General features: G+C 57.7%; 18 protein-coding genes. 10 read left to right on the top strand and 8 right to left on the bottom strand.

Annotation, left to right across the window (positions count from 1 at the left end; all coding sequences use genetic code 11):
* Positions 1-286: 286 nt before the first annotated feature.
* On the top strand, positions 287-2,266 hold the full coding sequence (locus tag OS242_RS07445) for a methyl-accepting chemotaxis protein (RefSeq protein WP_267151049.1): 1,980 nt from the start codon (positions 287-289) through the stop codon (positions 2,264-2,266).
* Between the two features lie 62 nt (positions 2,267-2,328).
* Here OS242_RS07445 and OS242_RS07440 read toward each other — a convergent pair whose 3' ends face one another.
* Positions 2,329-3,351 carry a cytochrome d ubiquinol oxidase subunit II gene (locus OS242_RS07440; protein WP_267151048.1) on the bottom strand — a complete coding sequence of 341 codons (1,023 nt, stop codon included), beginning with the start codon at positions 3,349-3,351 and terminating at the stop codon, positions 2,329-2,331.
* Positions 3,348-4,727, bottom strand: coding sequence for a cytochrome ubiquinol oxidase subunit I (locus tag OS242_RS07435; protein ID WP_267151047.1), 1,380 nt, complete (start codon positions 4,725-4,727; stop codon positions 3,348-3,350). Before OS242_RS07435 ends, OS242_RS07440 begins: the two co-directional genes overlap by 4 nt.
* Before the next feature lie 199 nt (positions 4,728-4,926).
* Here OS242_RS07435 and OS242_RS07430 point away from each other — a divergent pair, with 199 nt between their 5' ends.
* Together OS242_RS07430 and OS242_RS07425 are read left to right on the top strand one after the other, a co-directional pair.
* A complete protein-coding gene (locus OS242_RS07430; RefSeq protein ID WP_267151046.1) occupies positions 4,927-5,427 on the top strand; it encodes a thioredoxin family protein in 501 nt (166 codons plus the stop codon).
* On the top strand, positions 5,378-5,836 hold the full coding sequence (locus tag OS242_RS07425) for a MauE/DoxX family redox-associated membrane protein (protein WP_267151045.1): 459 nt from the start codon (positions 5,378-5,380) through the stop codon (positions 5,834-5,836). Before OS242_RS07430 ends, OS242_RS07425 begins: the two co-directional genes overlap by 50 nt.
* 63 nt (positions 5,837-5,899) lie before the next feature.
* On the opposite strand, the gene OS242_RS07420 is transcribed toward OS242_RS07425, so the two are convergent.
* Genes OS242_RS07420 through OS242_RS07410 form a run of 3 tightly spaced genes read right to left on the bottom strand, consistent with a single transcriptional unit; the run spans position 5,900 to position 6,978 of the window.
* Positions 5,900-6,469 carry a manganese catalase family protein gene (locus OS242_RS07420; protein ID WP_267151044.1) on the bottom strand — a complete coding sequence of 190 codons (570 nt, stop codon included), beginning with the start codon at positions 6,467-6,469 and terminating at the stop codon, positions 5,900-5,902.
* Between the two features lie 15 nt (positions 6,470-6,484).
* Entirely contained in the window at positions 6,485-6,745 is a 261-nt protein-coding gene (locus OS242_RS07415; RefSeq protein WP_267151043.1) for a spore coat protein CotJB, read from the bottom strand.
* A 5-nt stretch (positions 6,746-6,750) separates the two neighbouring features.
* Positions 6,751-6,978: a spore coat associated protein CotJA gene (locus tag OS242_RS07410; protein WP_267151042.1), complete on the bottom strand. Its 228-nt coding sequence runs from the start codon at positions 6,976-6,978 to the stop codon at positions 6,751-6,753.
* Between the two features lie 187 nt (positions 6,979-7,165).
* Between OS242_RS07410 and greA the strand changes: the two genes are divergently transcribed.
* The 4 genes from greA (at position 7,166) to plsY (ending at position 9,815) form a co-directional block, all read left to right on the top strand.
* Positions 7,166-7,645 (top strand): transcription elongation factor GreA, encoded by a 480-nt coding sequence (gene greA / locus OS242_RS07405; RefSeq protein WP_267151041.1) that lies wholly within the window; start codon positions 7,166-7,168, stop codon positions 7,643-7,645.
* Between the two features lie 11 nt (positions 7,646-7,656).
* Positions 7,657-8,106, top strand: coding sequence for a GNAT family N-acetyltransferase (locus tag OS242_RS07400; RefSeq protein ID WP_267151040.1), 450 nt, complete (start codon positions 7,657-7,659; stop codon positions 8,104-8,106).
* A gap of 141 nt (positions 8,107-8,247) precedes the next feature.
* Positions 8,248-9,135 (top strand): C40 family peptidase, encoded by an 888-nt coding sequence (locus OS242_RS07395; protein WP_267151039.1) that lies wholly within the window; start codon positions 8,248-8,250, stop codon positions 9,133-9,135.
* Between the two features lie 98 nt (positions 9,136-9,233).
* Positions 9,234-9,815, top strand: coding sequence for a glycerol-3-phosphate 1-O-acyltransferase PlsY (gene plsY, locus OS242_RS07390; RefSeq protein ID WP_267151038.1), 582 nt, complete (start codon positions 9,234-9,236; stop codon positions 9,813-9,815).
* Between the two features lie 32 nt (positions 9,816-9,847).
* Here the strand turns inward: plsY and OS242_RS07385 are convergent, their stop codons facing one another.
* A complete protein-coding gene (locus OS242_RS07385) occupies positions 9,848-10,012 on the bottom strand; it encodes an aspartyl-phosphate phosphatase Spo0E family protein (protein ID WP_267151037.1) in 165 nt (54 codons plus the stop codon).
* A 127-nt stretch (positions 10,013-10,139) separates the two neighbouring features.
* On the opposite strand from OS242_RS07385, the gene OS242_RS07380 reads away from it, so the two are divergent.
* The 3 genes from OS242_RS07380 (at position 10,140) to OS242_RS07370 (ending at position 13,481) form a co-directional block, all read left to right on the top strand.
* Entirely contained in the window at positions 10,140-10,355 is a 216-nt protein-coding gene (locus tag OS242_RS07380) for a DUF3906 family protein (protein ID WP_267151036.1), read from the top strand.
* A 1-nt stretch (position 10,356) separates the two neighbouring features.
* Positions 10,357-12,159: an oligoendopeptidase F gene (pepF, locus tag OS242_RS07375; RefSeq protein ID WP_267151035.1), complete on the top strand. Its 1,803-nt coding sequence runs from the start codon at positions 10,357-10,359 to the stop codon at positions 12,157-12,159.
* Positions 12,160-12,281: 122 nt separating this feature from the next.
* Positions 12,282-13,481, top strand: a complete 1,200-nt coding sequence (locus OS242_RS07370; protein WP_267151034.1) for an ATP-binding protein — start codon at positions 12,282-12,284, stop codon at positions 13,479-13,481.
* Between the two features lie 54 nt (positions 13,482-13,535).
* On the opposite strand, the gene OS242_RS07365 is transcribed toward OS242_RS07370, so the two are convergent.
* Both OS242_RS07365 and OS242_RS07360 read right to left on the bottom strand, forming a co-directional pair.
* Positions 13,536-13,754: a hypothetical protein gene (locus OS242_RS07365; protein ID WP_267151033.1), complete on the bottom strand. Its 219-nt coding sequence runs from the start codon at positions 13,752-13,754 to the stop codon at positions 13,536-13,538.
* Positions 13,754-14,647: a YitT family protein gene (locus OS242_RS07360; RefSeq protein ID WP_267151032.1), complete on the bottom strand. Its 894-nt coding sequence runs from the start codon at positions 14,645-14,647 to the stop codon at positions 13,754-13,756. The genes OS242_RS07365 and OS242_RS07360 overlap by 1 nt, the downstream gene beginning before the upstream one ends.
* Positions 14,648-14,712: the final 65 nt, after the last annotated feature.

Raw genomic sequence — 14,712 nt, 5'->3', positions numbered from 1 at the left:
GTCCTCCTCCAAAATATCGAACGTTTCCTGTCTGTTTGTGTGTTAATGTTCGATTTTTTCTATTTCCCGTATTATACACTCTTCATTTTTTGTTGTCGAGGGCTGGAAAGGCGAAAAAGGGATCAGGAATTCGGAATCAACCTGACATCAACAGTCTTTGGTCGTTTAGTGGAAATTATAAGCTGGAAGCATTCTTTTATCCCGCATTGTAGGAATTTCGCATGAATTGTCGAATTACTTTCTTCGTAACCATCATCAGTTTTTCAGAGGGGGATTGGAGCACGAAATGCGTAAACAGAAATGGTTTCGTTTGAACGTGCGGAACAAACTGATCCTGTTCGCCACATTGATCCTGATCGTACCTTGTCTGTCGGTGGGGTTCCTGTCCTACCAAAACGCAGAAAAGGAAGTCAAGGAACAATTGACGGCAAACGCGACGGAAAGTGTCAACCTGCTCGTGCAACTTCTCGACCGCGTCGTCACGGGAGGCATGGAAAATGTGTCCTTCATGGCGGATTCGCTGACAGCCGCTTCTTATAAGGAAGAGGCGGATCAAAAAGCACTGTTCAAACAGCTGGAACAATTCGGAAAATCGCATCCTGAAATCATGAATACGTATGTCGGCACCGAGACAGGCAAGATGATTCTCGCGCCCAAGCAAGATCTCCCGGCCGATTTTGACCCGCGCAAACGTCCGTGGTACCAAGAGACGATGGCGAAAAAAGGCAAGGTGGTCGTCACGGCTCCCTATGTGAACGCCACGTCCAATGACGTGATCGTCACCATCGCCAAAGCGTTATCGGATGGCTCCGGCGTCATGGCGTTGGATTTGAATCTCAAGTCGCTCGGGGAGGTCGCCAAGTCGATCAACATCGGCATGGAAGGCTATCCGATCATTCTCGACAGCGAGCGCCACTATATGTATCATCCGACCGAAAAGCTCGGAGAGGTCGCCGAGGCCGCCTTCCTCGAAACGGTGTTCAGTTCGGACAACGGCAACACCGAGTATGAGTGGGAGGGCGAAACCAAAGCGGTGGCTTTTGCCAAGCATGAGCAGACCGGTTGGCGCGTGCTCGGCACGTTCTATCTGAATGAAGCCGAGGCAGCCTCTCAGCCGATCTTTAACGCCATGCTGACCGTCCTGGCCATCGCGCTGGTGATCGGGGTGGCAGTGAGCCTCCTGATGGTTCGCTCCATCGTGCGTCCGCTGCGCACCGTGACCGACGCAGCGGAGCGGATCGGCCAAGGCGACCTGACCGCCGAAGTGTCGATCAAAAACCGCGACGAGTTTGGCGATCTGGCGGAGAACTTCAACCGCATGCGCGAATCGCTGCGCACGGTGCTCGCCGAGGTGAGCGACACGGCGGAGACGCTGGCCGCTTCGTCGGAAGAGATGACCGCCTCCTCCGAGCAGACCAGTCAAGCGACGGAGCATATCGCGCAGACCATCGAAGAGGTGGCGCGCGGTGCGGATCAACAGGTGATCAACGTGGAAGAGAGCTCGCAGGCGATCAGCGAGATGTCGATCGGCATCAAGCAGATCGCGACCAACGCGAACACCGTCTCCCGCACGGCGCAGACGGCGTCCGATCTGGCGCACGACGGCAACGCCTCGATCCAGCAGGCGATCCGGCAGATGCACTCGATCAACTCCACCGTCGGCCAACTGTCGGGCGTCATCGGTTCGCTGGGCCAGCGCTCGCACGAGATCGGTCAGATCGTCGAGGTGATCACCACCATCGCCGCGCAGACCAACCTGCTCGCGCTCAACGCAGCCATCGAAGCGGCGCGCGCCGGTGAGCACGGCCGCGGCTTTGCCGTCGTCGCCGATGAAGTACGCAAACTGGCGGAGCAGTCCGGCGCTTCGGCGCAGCAGATCTCCGAGTTGATCCTCGGCATCCAAGGCGAGACCGACATCGCCATCGCGTCGATGGAAGCGGGCACCGAAGAAGTGCTCAGCGGCATCAACGTGGTCAACGAGGCGGGCGACGCGTTTGCCCGCATCCAGCAGGCGATCCAGGATGTGACGATGCAGATCTCGGAAGTGACTGTCGCCGTCCGTCAGATGACGGGCAACAGCGAACAGGTCGTGCACTCGATGAACGCCATCTCCCGCGCTTCCGAGCAGGCGGCGTCCGGCACGCAAAACGTCTCGGCAGCCGCCGAAGAGCAACTGGCGTCGATGCAGGAGATCGCGTCGGCCGCCCACTCGCTGTCGAGCATCGCAGCCGATCTGCAAGAGCTGATCTACCGTTTCAAACTGTAAGCGACTCGTCTCACAGAAAAGACCCGGTCTCCAAAAACGGAGCACCGGGTCTTTTTTTGCGTTCACCTGTCCAGCCGCACATAGCGGTCGCTGAACAAAAACAGCCACGAGAGGAACAGCAGACCGGGGACCAGCAGGCACAGCCCGCCGGCGAGTGCGACGGTGAGGTACCGGGCCATCACCGGGTTGACAAAGGCGTCGTGGATCGTGAGATAGGGATAGAGCAGGTACGGCAGATGCGAGTAGCCGTACGCCGCCACAGCGGCCGCGTACTGGGCGAGCACGAGCACGAATGTGACGCCGGGCCATCTCCCCTTTTGCAAAAACAGATACGCGTTGACGAACAGCGCGCCGGAGAGCAGCAGCAGCCAAGACCAGTCGGTGGCGAGGGCGAGGAAGTGGTCCGGGCGGTGAACGGTCAGCGGCAACAGGATGAACGCCCCGGAGCCGAGCGCGGGCAGGCCGACATGGAGCGCGACGGAGCGAAAGGCGGCCGCTGCCACCGGCGCACGGGCACGGGCGGCGTAGAAGTGCAGGAACACGGCCGACACAAAAAGCACGCTGAGCAGCGCGAACAGCACGAAAGCCCAGTGGAGCGGGCTTTGCAACACATCGGTGAAGACGAGGTCCAGCCGTCCCTCCGGCGTACGGGTGACAAATCCGCCCTCGGAGATCGGGATGACGCTGACCAGCACCATCGGCAGCAGCAGCCCGGTCACGCCTTGCAGCCAAACATAAAAGCGGCCCCGCACCTTGGCGTAGTGGCAGTAGGCGAAAAACGTGCCTTTGAGCACGAGCAGCACCAGCGCGACGGAGCCGGGCAGGAGCAACACCGTGCCATAGTAGCGGGCGCTCTCCGGGAAAAATCCGACCAGTCCGACAACGAACGTGATCAAAAAGACGTTGGTCACTTCCCAGAAAGGGGAGAGATAGCGCTCGATCACCTGCTCCACTTCGGACGGCCAGTTCCGAAATCGCGACCAAAAGAGCAGAAACCCTGCGCCGAATTCAATCGATGCCAAGACGATGTAGGCGAACAAAAACAGCCACAGGATCGTGATCGCCATCTCCGGTGTCACCGTCATCTGGAACCTCCTCCTCTCGCCGCCGAGGGCGGATCAATCGGCCGTTTCTGATGAATCGCGAGGTACAACGGGTCGGCCTCGACCGGACGTCTGCGAAAGAAGCGAATCATCACGACGGAGAGCGTGATCCCGATGGCCGCATAGAGCAGGACAAATCCGATCAGGTAGTAGAGGATGTTGCCGGCGGTGGTGACCGCTTCCGACGTTTTCATGATGCCGTAGATGATCCACGGTTTGCGCCCGATCTCGGTGAAGATCCAGCCGCATTCCATCCCGATCACAGCAATCGGGCCGAGGGCCAAAGTCGCCCGGAGCAGTCCGTTGGAAAACGCGAGCGGTCTTTTGCGCCAGACCAGCAGCAGATACAAGGCGGACAAAGCGATGCCAAACACGCCCGCCCCGACCATCACTTGGAACTGATAGTGAATGTACACAGGCGGTCGCTCGTCTGTTGGAAATTCGTTCAGCCCTTTCACTTCGGCGCGGAAATCGCCGAAAGAGAGCAACGAGAGCATGCCGGGCAGTTCGACTTTGTATTTCACCGTCTGCGTCTCTTCCTCGATCAGGCCGCCGATGAGCAGCGGCGCGTTGGCCGTCGTCTCATAGAGCGCTTCGGCAGCCGCCAGTTTCTCCGGATTGTAGGCGGCCATGTATTTGGCCGACAGGTCGCCGGCGACAGCGGTGAGTAGTCCGGTGAGCAGCGCGACGCTCATCGTCAGCGTCAGAGCTTTTTTGAAATAGGTCAGCCGCTTGCGCCGAATCACAAGGAAAAAAGCGGTCAGTGCGGCGAGCAGACAGGCGGTGGTAAAGTAAGACGATGCGAGCACATGAAACACTTTGCTCGGTGTCGCCGGGTTGAAGATCGCAGCGATCGGGTCGATGTGAGTCAATTGACCGCCGACGATCTCAAACCCGGTTGGGGCGTTCATAAATCCGTTTATGGTGGAGATCAACGCGGCGGAGGCGGAGGAACCGAGAATCACAGGCAAGGAAAACGACCAGTGAATCCACGGATTTTTAAACCGCCCCCACGTATACAGGTAGATGCCAAGAAAGATCGCTTCGAGAAAAAAGGCGAACGCTTCCAGCATGAACGGTAGCGAGATCACCTCGCCGACCAGTTCCATAAAGCCCGGCCAGAGCAGATTGAGCTGAAAGCCGATGCATGTCCCGGTGACGACGCCGACGGCGACCAGCAGGACAAACCCTTTCGACCAGCGTTTGGCGAGCAGGATGTATTCGTCATCGCGACGGGAGATGCCGAGAAATTCGGCCAATGAGATCAGCACGGGGATGCCGACTCCAAGCGATGCAAAGAAGATGTGAAAGGCGAGGGTGGTGCCGGTGAGGATGCGGGAAAAGAGCAGGTCGTCCATGATGTTGCCTCCTTCGGCTGAAAGTAGTGTTGCTGCTTTCAGACTACGCCTCGAAATCGCGAGACACAACGTGCTCAAGTCAGGAATTCGTGACAACTATGTGATTAAAATCACACAGATTGTTCATAAACATGAACGACCATTTATGTAGTAGAATAGAAGAAGCAGACCATATGAATCCTTTGAGGAGGGCCACAACATGTCGAATAAAAAGCAACGCAATTTGGACAAGCGCATTGAAAAGGAAATCCGCAACCAAAAGGCAGCAGCCCGCAAAAAGCAGCTGCCGTGGATCTTTGGCAGTGCGCTCGTGGCGATCGCGCTGATCGTGGGCGGCTTTTTCATGTCCACCAACTATGACGATGCGCAGCAAGCCAACGCGGCGGTGCAGGATTACTACAAAAACAAGATCACGCCGGACCAACTGGAGACGAAAATTCACAACAAAGAAGACGTCTACGCGTACTTCTACCAGCCGTCCTGCGCACACTGCAAAATCTCGACACCGATCCTGATGCCGCTGGCCGAAGAGATGGGCAAGCCGGTGTTCCCGGTCAACATCGAGCGTCAGCAAGAGCCGTGGGATGACTACAAGATCGAAGGCACCCCGACTCTGATTCACTTCAAAGACGGGAAGGAGGTCGACCGCATTGTCGGCGGCACAACTCAAGACGTCTTCCGGGACTTCCTCCAAAAATAACATCGTCACCTACCTGACCTGGGTGTTGCAACTCGCCCTCGCCGGCGTGTTTCTGTACTCTGCCTACGCCAAGATCATCGACCTGTACACGTTTGGCGAGATCCTGCGCTCCTACGGCATCCTGCCGGACTCGCTGATCAAGCCGATGGCGGTCGTGCTCCCGATGCTGGAGCTCTTGTTTGGCATCGGCCTGCTGATCCCGCAGACCGCCCGCATCTCGGCGGTGGTGATCGGCATCCTGTCCCTGTTTTTCCTCGTCGCGCTCGCGGCCAACTGGGGCAAAGTGCTGCCGTTTGGCTGCGGCTGCTTTGGCCCGACGGAGGCCAAGCCGGTCGGCTGGACGGACGTCGGCAAAGACGTGCTGTTTATCGCGATGGCAGCCGGTGTGTTCCTGCTGCGCCGCAAGTGAGGACGACTCGCACTCGGATAGGAAAAGACCGCATCTCCCCGGCGGAGAGCGGTCTTTTTTGCGTTAAAATATTTTTTTCTGAGCTTGATCTTCCTTGAGGATCTCGACCGCTTCCCGGAAGCGCAGGGAGTGGATCACTTCGCGTTCGCGGAGGAATTTCAGTCCGTCTTTCAGATCCGGGTCGTCCGTCTGGTCGATCAGCCACTGATAGGTGGCGCGCGCCTTTTCCTCCGCCGCGATGTCCTCATACAGGTCGGCGATCGGGTCGCCCTTGGCTTGGATGTAGGAGGCTGTCCACGGCACGCCGGATGCGTTGTGATAGAACAGCGCACGGTCGTGGTTGACGTAGTGATCATCGACGCCTGCCGCGCGGATCTGCTCCGGTGTCGCGTCTTTCGTCAGTTTGTAGATCATCGTCGCGATCATTTCCAGATGGGCAAACTCCTCGGTACCGATGTCGTTGAGCAGACCGACCACTTTGTCCGGGATCGAATAGCGTTGGTTCAGATAGCGGAGCGCCGCCGCCAACTCGCCGTCCGCGCCGCCGTACTGTTCATGGAGCAGTTTGGCCATGCGCACATCGCATTTGGAGACACGGACCGGGTATTGCAACTTTTTCTCGTAGATCCACATCCTCTGTCACCTCCCCTAGACTTGCCACGGCCACGGTGCATCCGGCCAGGAATATGGTTTGTCGGCCATGTCGCCGTGCTGCAAGGGCCCGTATCGGCGCGCATATTCTTCCTTGAGTTGCTTGCTTTTGACTGCGTACGCGTTGTATTGTTCGATGATCGCGCTGTCGCTTGGATGCGTGTCGAGATAGAGGTTCAGCTCGACCAGCACGAAGTCGACCGCTTGGATCTCATGGAGCAGCTTGTAATACTCTTCTGTCAGCTGTTTGTGCGCCATCTCGCTCACTCCCCCGGTTTGCTTTCGATCCGTCCGTCATAGGGGCTGTAGTACGCCGGCCAGAGCGTGCCCTGCTTGAGCGCCGTATACGGATCGTATTGCGGCAGGCCCGGCGGTTGCACCGGCACGTACAGTTGCGGCGGGGTGTTATACGTCTTCGCCCGGATCGGCGGGCAGGGGTCGCAAGGGCCGACAAACGGGTAGTAGACTTTGTATTGCGTGAACGTTGCCATGCTTAAACCAACCTCCCATCCCTCTCGAGTTCAGATTATCCATACTTGAGTGAGGGCGGTTTGATGCCACTTCGACCCATTAATTTCAAAAAACGACTCGACTAGAAAGTTTTTTTGCTTTATCCTGTATTACGAATCGACTCCAGTTACACCCTAGTGGGAGTATCAATTTCTGAGGAGGAACGAAATGAGCGAGAACGATAAAGCTGTATTCCTAACCCGCGAAGGGTTGAAAAAGTTAGAAGAAGAATTGGATTTCCTGAAAGGCACCAAACGCCGTGAAGTGGCAGAGCGGATCAAGATCGCGGTTTCGTACGGGGATCTCAGCGAGAACGCCGAGTACGATGCGGCAAAGGACGAGCAGGCGTTCGTCGAGTCCCGCATCGTGACGCTGGAGAAAATGATGCGCAACGTTCGCATCATCGAACCGGGCAGCGAAGATGCGGATGTGGTCGCCATCGGCACCACCGTCAAATTGAAAGAAGTGCCGGACGGCGACGAAGAGACCTATACGATCGTCGGCTCCACCGAGTCGGACCCGCTGGAAGGCAAGATCTCCAATGAATCGCCGATTGGCGCCGCTGTCATCGGCCGCAGTGTCGGCGACAAAGTCACCGTCAACACGCCGGGCGGCTCGATTGAGTTCGAGATCGTCGAGATCCGATAGAGGGTTACAGGTTGATTCGACAAGCGACGGCGGAAGACCGAGCGGCGATCCAGCGGCTCTATGAGATGTTGTGCCCGGGCGAGCCGGTGCGCGTGATCGCCTCGCGCATCGAAGAGATCGCAGACAGCCCGGACCATTATCTGCTTGTGCACGTGACAGACGGCAAGGTGGACGGTTCGGTCTTTGTCTCCTTCTGTCCTGACCCGATGTTCGGAACGCTGCCGTACACGGTGGTCGAGAACCTGATCGTCGACACCGAAGCGCAGCAGAGAGGGATCGGACGGAGCCTGATGCACCGAGTCGAAGAGCTCGGCCGCGAGCACAGCAGCACCAAGATCATGTTGCAAAGCCAGCGCAGCCGCGAAGGCGTGCAGACGTTCTTTGCGGGGCTTGGCTATGACAGCGACCACACGTTCGGCTATAAAAAAGTCCTCGGCGACAAGCGGGAGCCGAGTTTCTAAAAAAAGGCCTTTCCTTGGCAGGGGAAGGGCCTTTTTTGCGTTTTCCGCGATTTGTAGGCTAGTCCGCCGACATGTCCTGAATAGTCTTTCACGAAAGGTATGGCAGGAACGACAATCTTGAGAAATTGGGGGAGGCTGAGAATGGATCGTTGGAAAAAAGGGTTGCTGATCGGTCTCTTTTCGTCTATGTTGCTGGAGCAACAGGTAGTGGAGGCGGCGGTCGGGCTGGATCGTCCGTCCGGCGGCGTCGCGCTCGCGGAGGCGCCGGCTCAAGCTCCGGCGACGGAGGTTGCGGAGAACAGCCTGAACGCCACCGAACAGGAAAAAGAGCTCGTCGAGCAGAAACGCCTGGATCGGGTCAAGCGATATTCCCGCTATTTGCCTGCCTTTGACTCGCGACACGACAGCACGCCAAACGAAGGCGCGGCCTCGCGGGCGATCTTGGATGAGCAAGAGGTGCACGCAGCGGTTCAGCCTGTTGAGGAAACGCCGCCAGCCCCGGCTCCAAGCAAATGGGAAGCCCGGGCGCAGGTTGCTTCCCGCGGCGATGCGCAGATCGTGCCGACCGCACAGAAACCGCAGGAGAAGCAAACGAAGACCGTGACGGTCCACGCGGGGAGCAACGCCGCTCCGACTTTGAACCAATCGGCCGGAGTGACCGCGACGCTCGGCAACAAGGCCGCCACGCACGGATTGAGGTATCAAGGCGTGCCTTACGTGTACGGCGGGGAGACACCGCAAGGATTTGACTGTTCCGGATTTATCCAATACGTTATGAGGGAAGTCGGTGTCAACGTGCCGAGGACCACGTACGCGCAGTACGAAGCAGGCGCGCAAGTGGCGAAACAACATTTGCAACCGGGCGATCTGGTCTTTTTCGCTGCCGGCGGCGCGGCAACCTCGCACGCAGGGATTTATCTGGGGAACGGCAAATTTGTGCATGCCGATGCAACGGACGGCGTCACGGTCGACGACCTGAACAGCGGCTATTGGGCAGGGGTGTACCAAGCCGGTGTCAGGGTGATATAGATCGGGAAATCATGGAAAACGACCGGGCTCTCCGGTCGTTTTTTGTGCTACAATGAAGGGACAAACCTGTCTTTCAGCTGGAAGGAGGCTCCGCACTCATGACGATCCTTGTTCTGTTGATTCTCAGTTATCTGATCGGCTCGATCCCGACCGCGCTGATCGTCGGCCGCCTCGGCTACGGCGTCGACATCCGCGAGCACGGCAGCGGCAACCTCGGCGGCACCAACACGTTTCGGTCGCTCGGCATCGCGCCCGGTGTGATCGTCTCGGCGGTCGACGTGCTAAAAGGCACGCTCGGGGCCGCGCTGCCGGTTCTCGCCGGTGTCGATCTGCACCCGATCTTCGCGGGCATCCCGGCCGTGCTCGGGCACTGCTACCCGGTGTTTGCCGGGTTCCGCGGCGGCAAGGCGGTGGCGACGTCGGGCGGCGTGTTGCTGTTCATCTCGCCCCTGTTGTTCGTGACGGGTCTCCTGGTCTTTTTCCTGTCGCTCTATGCGTGGAAGTACGTCTCGCTCGCGTCGATGATCACCGGCGTGTACGTGCATCTGTTTGCGATCTTTACCGATGACAAAGTGCTGTCGCTCGGGACGTTCATCCTGTGCTTGCTCGTGCTCTACCGGCACAGAAGCAACATCGAGCGGATTATGAACAAGACGGAGACGCGCATCACGTGGATGTAAAAAAGGAAACATAAAAAAAGCGACCTGTGAGATCAGGTCGCTTTTTGGTCTTTATAGCGTGCCACCAGCAGGACATCCAGAGCTTGGGAGATCGCGATGACTTCTTTGTCGAGCAAGTTGCCCTGCTTGTGGCACGCGCATTCATTCAGTTCACGACGGAGCAACTCGATGGCGTTTGTTATACAGCTAATATACATCACCTCCTCAATTGTTGTACAAAGTGTATCACATTGTACGGAGCCCTGCCCGTTTTTATGGGGGGTGGATGTGGAGTGCGCTCCGGGAATAAGGTATAATAAGCCAAAAGAGGAGGAAGACCACAGGATGTTCTTATATCGGTTGGAGGCCCGAGGCGACGGCTTTGCCGACTCGACGGTGATCGTGATCGCCGACGGGGAGGAGCAGGCGTTCACGCAGGCACAAGCGCTGCTGGAGCGAAACGCGCTGGGATTGATTACAATAGCGGAGTTTGCCATCGTAGAGAAAAAACGATTGGAACCGGGCAATGGATATGTGATGGAAACGACAAGGGGGAACTGAGATGACCGCAATCAAAAAGCGCAGCGAGATCGAGACAGCCTACCAATGGAATCTCGGCACGATGTATCAATCGAATGAAGAGTGGGAGCGCGACTACCAGAAAGCGCAGGAGATGTTCCCGCAGGTCGAGGCGTTCAAAGGCCGCCTCGGCGAATCTTCCGCGACGCTGTTGGCCGCGCTGCGCCTGCAAGATGAGATCGCGCAGGTGCTGGAGAACGTCTACGTCTATGCGAACATGAATTCGCACACCGACACGGCCAACTCCGCCAACCAAGCATTGGCCGACCGTTCCAACACGCTGATGGCAAAGGCGATGAGCTCGCTGTCGTTCTACAAACCGGAGATCCTCGAACTGCCGGCTGAGACGCTGGAGCAATTTTTGAAAGAAAACGAAGACCTGCGCGTCTACGGAACCTTCCTGCAGCGGCTGATGGACGAGAAGGAGCATGTCCTCTCCCCGGAGCTGGAAGATCTGCTCGCCCGCACCTCCGAGCTGGCGGACGCGCCGGATACGATCTTCTCGATGCTGACCAACGCCGACCTGGAGTTTGGCACCGTCGAGGACTCGCAGGGCAACGAGCACGCCGTTTCCGAAGGGATGTACCGTCTCCTGCTGGAGAATCGCGACCGCGTGTTGCGCGAAAACGCTTTTAAGCGCCTGTTTGGTACATACGGCAAGTTCCGCAACACGCTGAGCGCAGCGTACTCGGCAAACGTCAAAAAGGACGTCTTCTACGCACAGGCGAAAAAATACAACTCCTCGCTGGAGATGTCGTTGTTCCCGGACAACGTCCCGACCGACGTGTACAACAACCTGATCGCAGCTGTTCATGAAAACCTCGACACCATGCACCGCTACGTCGCGTTGCGCAAAAAAGTGCTGAAGGTCGACGACCTGCACTATTACGACCTGTTCGTGCCGATGGTTGAAAACGTGGAGATGAGCGTCACCTATGAAGAGGCGAAGGAAAAATCGCTGACCGCCCTCGCGCCGCTCGGTGATGAGTACGTGTCGGTCGTCAAGCGCTCCTTCGACGAAAACTGGATCGACGTCTACCCGAACCAAGGCAAGCGCAGCGGCGCTTACTCCTGGGGCAGCTACAGTTCCTCCCCGTTCATTCTGATGAACTACAACGACTCGCTGGATTCCCTGTTCACGCTGGTGCATGAACTCGGCCACTCGGTGCATTCCTACTACTCGCACAAAGATCAGCCGTACGTCTACGGCAACTACACGATCTTTGTCGCCGAGGTCGCTTCGACGCTCAACGAGAACCTTCTCTTGGAGAAATTGCTCGCGGAGACGACCGACAAGCAACAGCGGATGTACCTGTTGAACCACTCGCTGGATCAGTTCCGCTCGACGATGTTCCGTCAGACGATGTTCGCCGAGTTTGAGAAGATCTGCCACGCGACCATCGAAGAGGGCGGTGCTCTCACGGCCGATGTGCTGCGGGAGATCTACGGGGATCTCAACAAAAAATACTATGGCCCGGATCTCGTCATCGACGACGAACTGCACAACGAATGGTCGCGCATCCCGCATTTCTACAACTCGTTCTACGTCTACAAATACGCGACCGGCTTTGCCGCTGCCATCGCCCTCGGTCGTCAGATCATGGGCGAAGGCGCTCCGGCTGTCGAGCGCTATCTGAACTTCCTGAGCGGCGGTTCCTCCAAGGACCCGCTCGACCTGCTCAAAGGCGCAGGCGTCGACATGTCCTCGCCGCAACCGATCCACGACGCGCTGCAAGTGTTCAAAGAGCGACTCGCGGAATTGGAGCAATTGATGCTGGAAGCGTAAGCCACAATTTGACCGTCTGCCCGGCATGGGCAGGCGGTTTTTTTACCGAGCAGGGAGGGAATCGACAGAGTTTATAGAAAACATTGAATATATTTGTATGAGACAAAGAGAGGGGCATTCAAATGGCCGTTTTGTTAATGGGTCGATGGTCAGGACTTCCGTTCCATGAGTGGCTGGCCGATCTGAACGATGAGATCGTGCTGTTCACGACGGACGACATGCAGCACCCGGAGTTTTATCACAAACTGGTGAGAATCCAGTCTTTCGATACAGCGGATGTGTTGTGGAACGCGTTGGATCAACATCGGGAGACGCCGTTTACAGCCGTCTTTGGCACGTCGGAGTATGACGTTATTCGCATGGGGCACCTGCGCGACGCCATCGGCGTGCAAGGGCAGAGCTTGGCATCGGCGATCGCCTACCGCGACAAAGTCGTGATGAAAGAGCACGCTGTCAAAGCCGGGATGGAAGTGGCGAAGTTTCACCGCATTGAGACGTCGCTCGACCTGCGTCTCTTTGTCGAGCAGCACGGGTACCCGGTGGTGATCAAGCCGGTCGACGGCGGCGGTGCGGTCAACACGCAGGTCATTCATGATGAAGCGCAGATGCTGGAGTTCCTGAAAAAGGGTCCGCTGGTCAACATGATGGTAGAGACGTTCGTCGAAGGCGACATGTACCACGTCGACGGCATCTACAAAGACGGTGAGCTGCTGTTTGCCTCCGTGTCCCGCTACTTGAACGGCTGCCTCGCGTGGCAGCAAGGCCTCAGCCGCGGTTCGTTGACGCTCGACCCGGACAGCCCGCTGTTTGTGCGGATGCGTGAAAAGGCCATCGAAACGATCCGTGCGCTGCCGGAAACGCCGTTGATCTCCTTCCATGCGGAGTTTTTCCTGACGCCGGATGACCGCATCCTGCTCTGCGAGATCGCGTCTCGCTCCGGCGGGGCCCGCGTCGTCGATACGATCCAGCACGTGTACGGCCTTCACCAAAACCGCACGTGGACGCGCCTCGCCTGCGGTCTGAACGACAAAGTCGTGCAGCCGGTCCCGGCAGAACTGGGCGGCTACCTCGTCGTGCCGTCCCGTCCGGGCGTGGTGCGCGCGCTCCCGGCTGAGATCCCGTTCGACTGGGTCGTCGACTACACGCCGGGTGTCAAACCGGGCGTGCAACTGGATAAACCGACCAACACGGTCGCCAACCTCGCGACGTTTATCGTCAAGGGCCCGACGGAAGAGACCGTGGAAGCGCGGCTGATGCAGCTGAATGATTGGTTTCTCTCGGCTGTGGAGTGGGAAGAGGAAGTCGAGCATTCGAAGGCGTAAGTCCGCAACATTCAAAAAAAGAGCCGCCTGCATCGTTCGCAGGCGGCTCCTTTTTTATTCGTTGTCCGGTTCACGCGGTTGCTGTTTTTGTTTTCGTTCGGCGATCCCCTTCCAGATCTGGAGGAGGAACGGGACTTTGCGCTTGCTTTGGACGACGTTTCGTTCCACCTTCCCCGTGCCTTTGCATGTGAGACAGATGACGACGGAGGGGACGGGGAGCGCGGTGTGCAGTTTGCCTGTGCCCTTGCACACGGGGCAGGGTTTGAGCGCCATTAGTGGATGCTCTTCTTTTTGAAGCGTCCGCCCCTGACTTCGGCGATCGTGCCGACGGCGAGGAACGCGTCGGTGTCGATCTCTTCGACGATCAGTTTGAGCTTGGCTTCTTCCAGACGGGTGACGACGCAAAAGACGACCTTTTTCTCGTCGCCTGAATAGCCGCCTTCGCCGTTCAAGTAGGTGACACTGCGGCCGAGGCGCGCGTTGATCACGTCGCCGATCTCGCGGTGCTTGTCAGAGATGATCCAGACCGACTTGGACTCTTCAAAGCCGTCGATGGTCAGGTCGATCATCTTGAACGCGATGTAGTAGGCCATCAAGGAGTACATGGCCCGATCCCAGCCAAATACAAAGCCGGCCGAGCCGAGGATGAAGATGTTGCCGATCATGACGACTTCCCCGACGGAGAAAGGCGTCTTTTTATTGATCAAGATCGCGACGATCTCCGTGCCGTCCAGCGACCCGCCGTAGCGAATGACCAGACCGACGCCGATGCCGAGGATGATGCCGCCAAAGACGGTGGCAAGCAGCGCGTCTTGGGTCAGGCTCGGGACCGGGTGCAGAAAGTTGGTGGCGATCGACATGACGGTGATGCCGAGCAGGGTGGAGAGGGCGAACGTTTTCCCGATCTGTTTGTATCCAAGCAACACAAACGGAAGGTTTAACACGAAGAGGAAAAGGCCGATCTGCCACTCGGTAAGGTACGACAGGATAATCGAGATGCCGACGATGCCCCCGTCGATAATGTGGTTGGGAATCAAAAAGATCTCCAAGCCGACCGAGACGAGCAAGGCCCCGAGCGTAATGAATAAGATCCGTTTCAACACTTTGGCGAGCGACGTTTTGCCGTGCTGGGTCGGAGGGTTCGGCTGGACTATCGTTTGTTCCATTTCATCACTCCTTTGACAGTTTGTTAGTCTACCTATAGTATACCTGACGGGCCGGGCCGGATGAG

The organism is Tumebacillus lacus (genome assembly GCF_026410385.1).
Lineage (GTDB): Bacteria > Bacillota > Bacilli > Tumebacillales > Tumebacillaceae > Tumebacillus > Tumebacillus lacus.
Note: the sequence above shows the minus strand (reverse complement) of the source record. Positions and strands in the feature narration are given on the sequence as shown.

Coding starts and splice junctions, on each gene's coding strand:
- OS242_RS07430 (WP_267151046.1), top strand. CDS start 4,927: ATGTCGAATAAAAAGCAACGCAATTTGGACAAGCGCATTGAAAAGGAA.
- pepF (WP_267151035.1), top strand. CDS start 10,357: ATGACCGCAATCAAAAAGCGCAGCGAGATCGAGACAGCCTACCAATGG.
- OS242_RS07410 (WP_267151042.1), bottom strand. CDS start 6,978: ATGGCAACGTTCACGCAATACAAAGTCTACTACCCGTTTGTCGGCCCT.
- OS242_RS07435 (WP_267151047.1), bottom strand. CDS start 4,727: ATGGACGACCTGCTCTTTTCCCGCATCCTCACCGGCACCACCCTCGCC.
- OS242_RS07415 (WP_267151043.1), bottom strand. CDS start 6,745: ATGGCGCACAAACAGCTGACAGAAGAGTATTACAAGCTGCTCCATGAG.
- OS242_RS07380 (WP_267151036.1), top strand. CDS start 10,140: ATGTTCTTATATCGGTTGGAGGCCCGAGGCGACGGCTTTGCCGACTCG.
- OS242_RS07440 (WP_267151048.1), bottom strand. CDS start 3,351: ATGACGGTGACACCGGAGATGGCGATCACGATCCTGTGGCTGTTTTTG.
- OS242_RS07445 (WP_267151049.1), top strand. CDS start 287: ATGCGTAAACAGAAATGGTTTCGTTTGAACGTGCGGAACAAACTGATC.
- OS242_RS07420 (WP_267151044.1), bottom strand. CDS start 6,469: ATGTGGATCTACGAGAAAAAGTTGCAATACCCGGTCCGTGTCTCCAAA.
- OS242_RS07385 (WP_267151037.1), bottom strand. CDS start 10,012: ATGTATATTAGCTGTATAACAAACGCCATCGAGTTGCTCCGTCGTGAA.
- OS242_RS07360 (WP_267151032.1), bottom strand. CDS start 14,647: ATGGAACAAACGATAGTCCAGCCGAACCCTCCGACCCAGCACGGCAAA.
- OS242_RS07370 (WP_267151034.1), top strand. CDS start 12,282: ATGGCCGTTTTGTTAATGGGTCGATGGTCAGGACTTCCGTTCCATGAG.
- OS242_RS07365 (WP_267151033.1), bottom strand. CDS start 13,754: ATGGCGCTCAAACCCTGCCCCGTGTGCAAGGGCACAGGCAAACTGCAC.
- plsY (WP_267151038.1), top strand. CDS start 9,234: ATGACGATCCTTGTTCTGTTGATTCTCAGTTATCTGATCGGCTCGATC.
- OS242_RS07395 (WP_267151039.1), top strand. CDS start 8,248: ATGGATCGTTGGAAAAAAGGGTTGCTGATCGGTCTCTTTTCGTCTATG.
- greA (WP_267151041.1), top strand. CDS start 7,166: ATGAGCGAGAACGATAAAGCTGTATTCCTAACCCGCGAAGGGTTGAAA.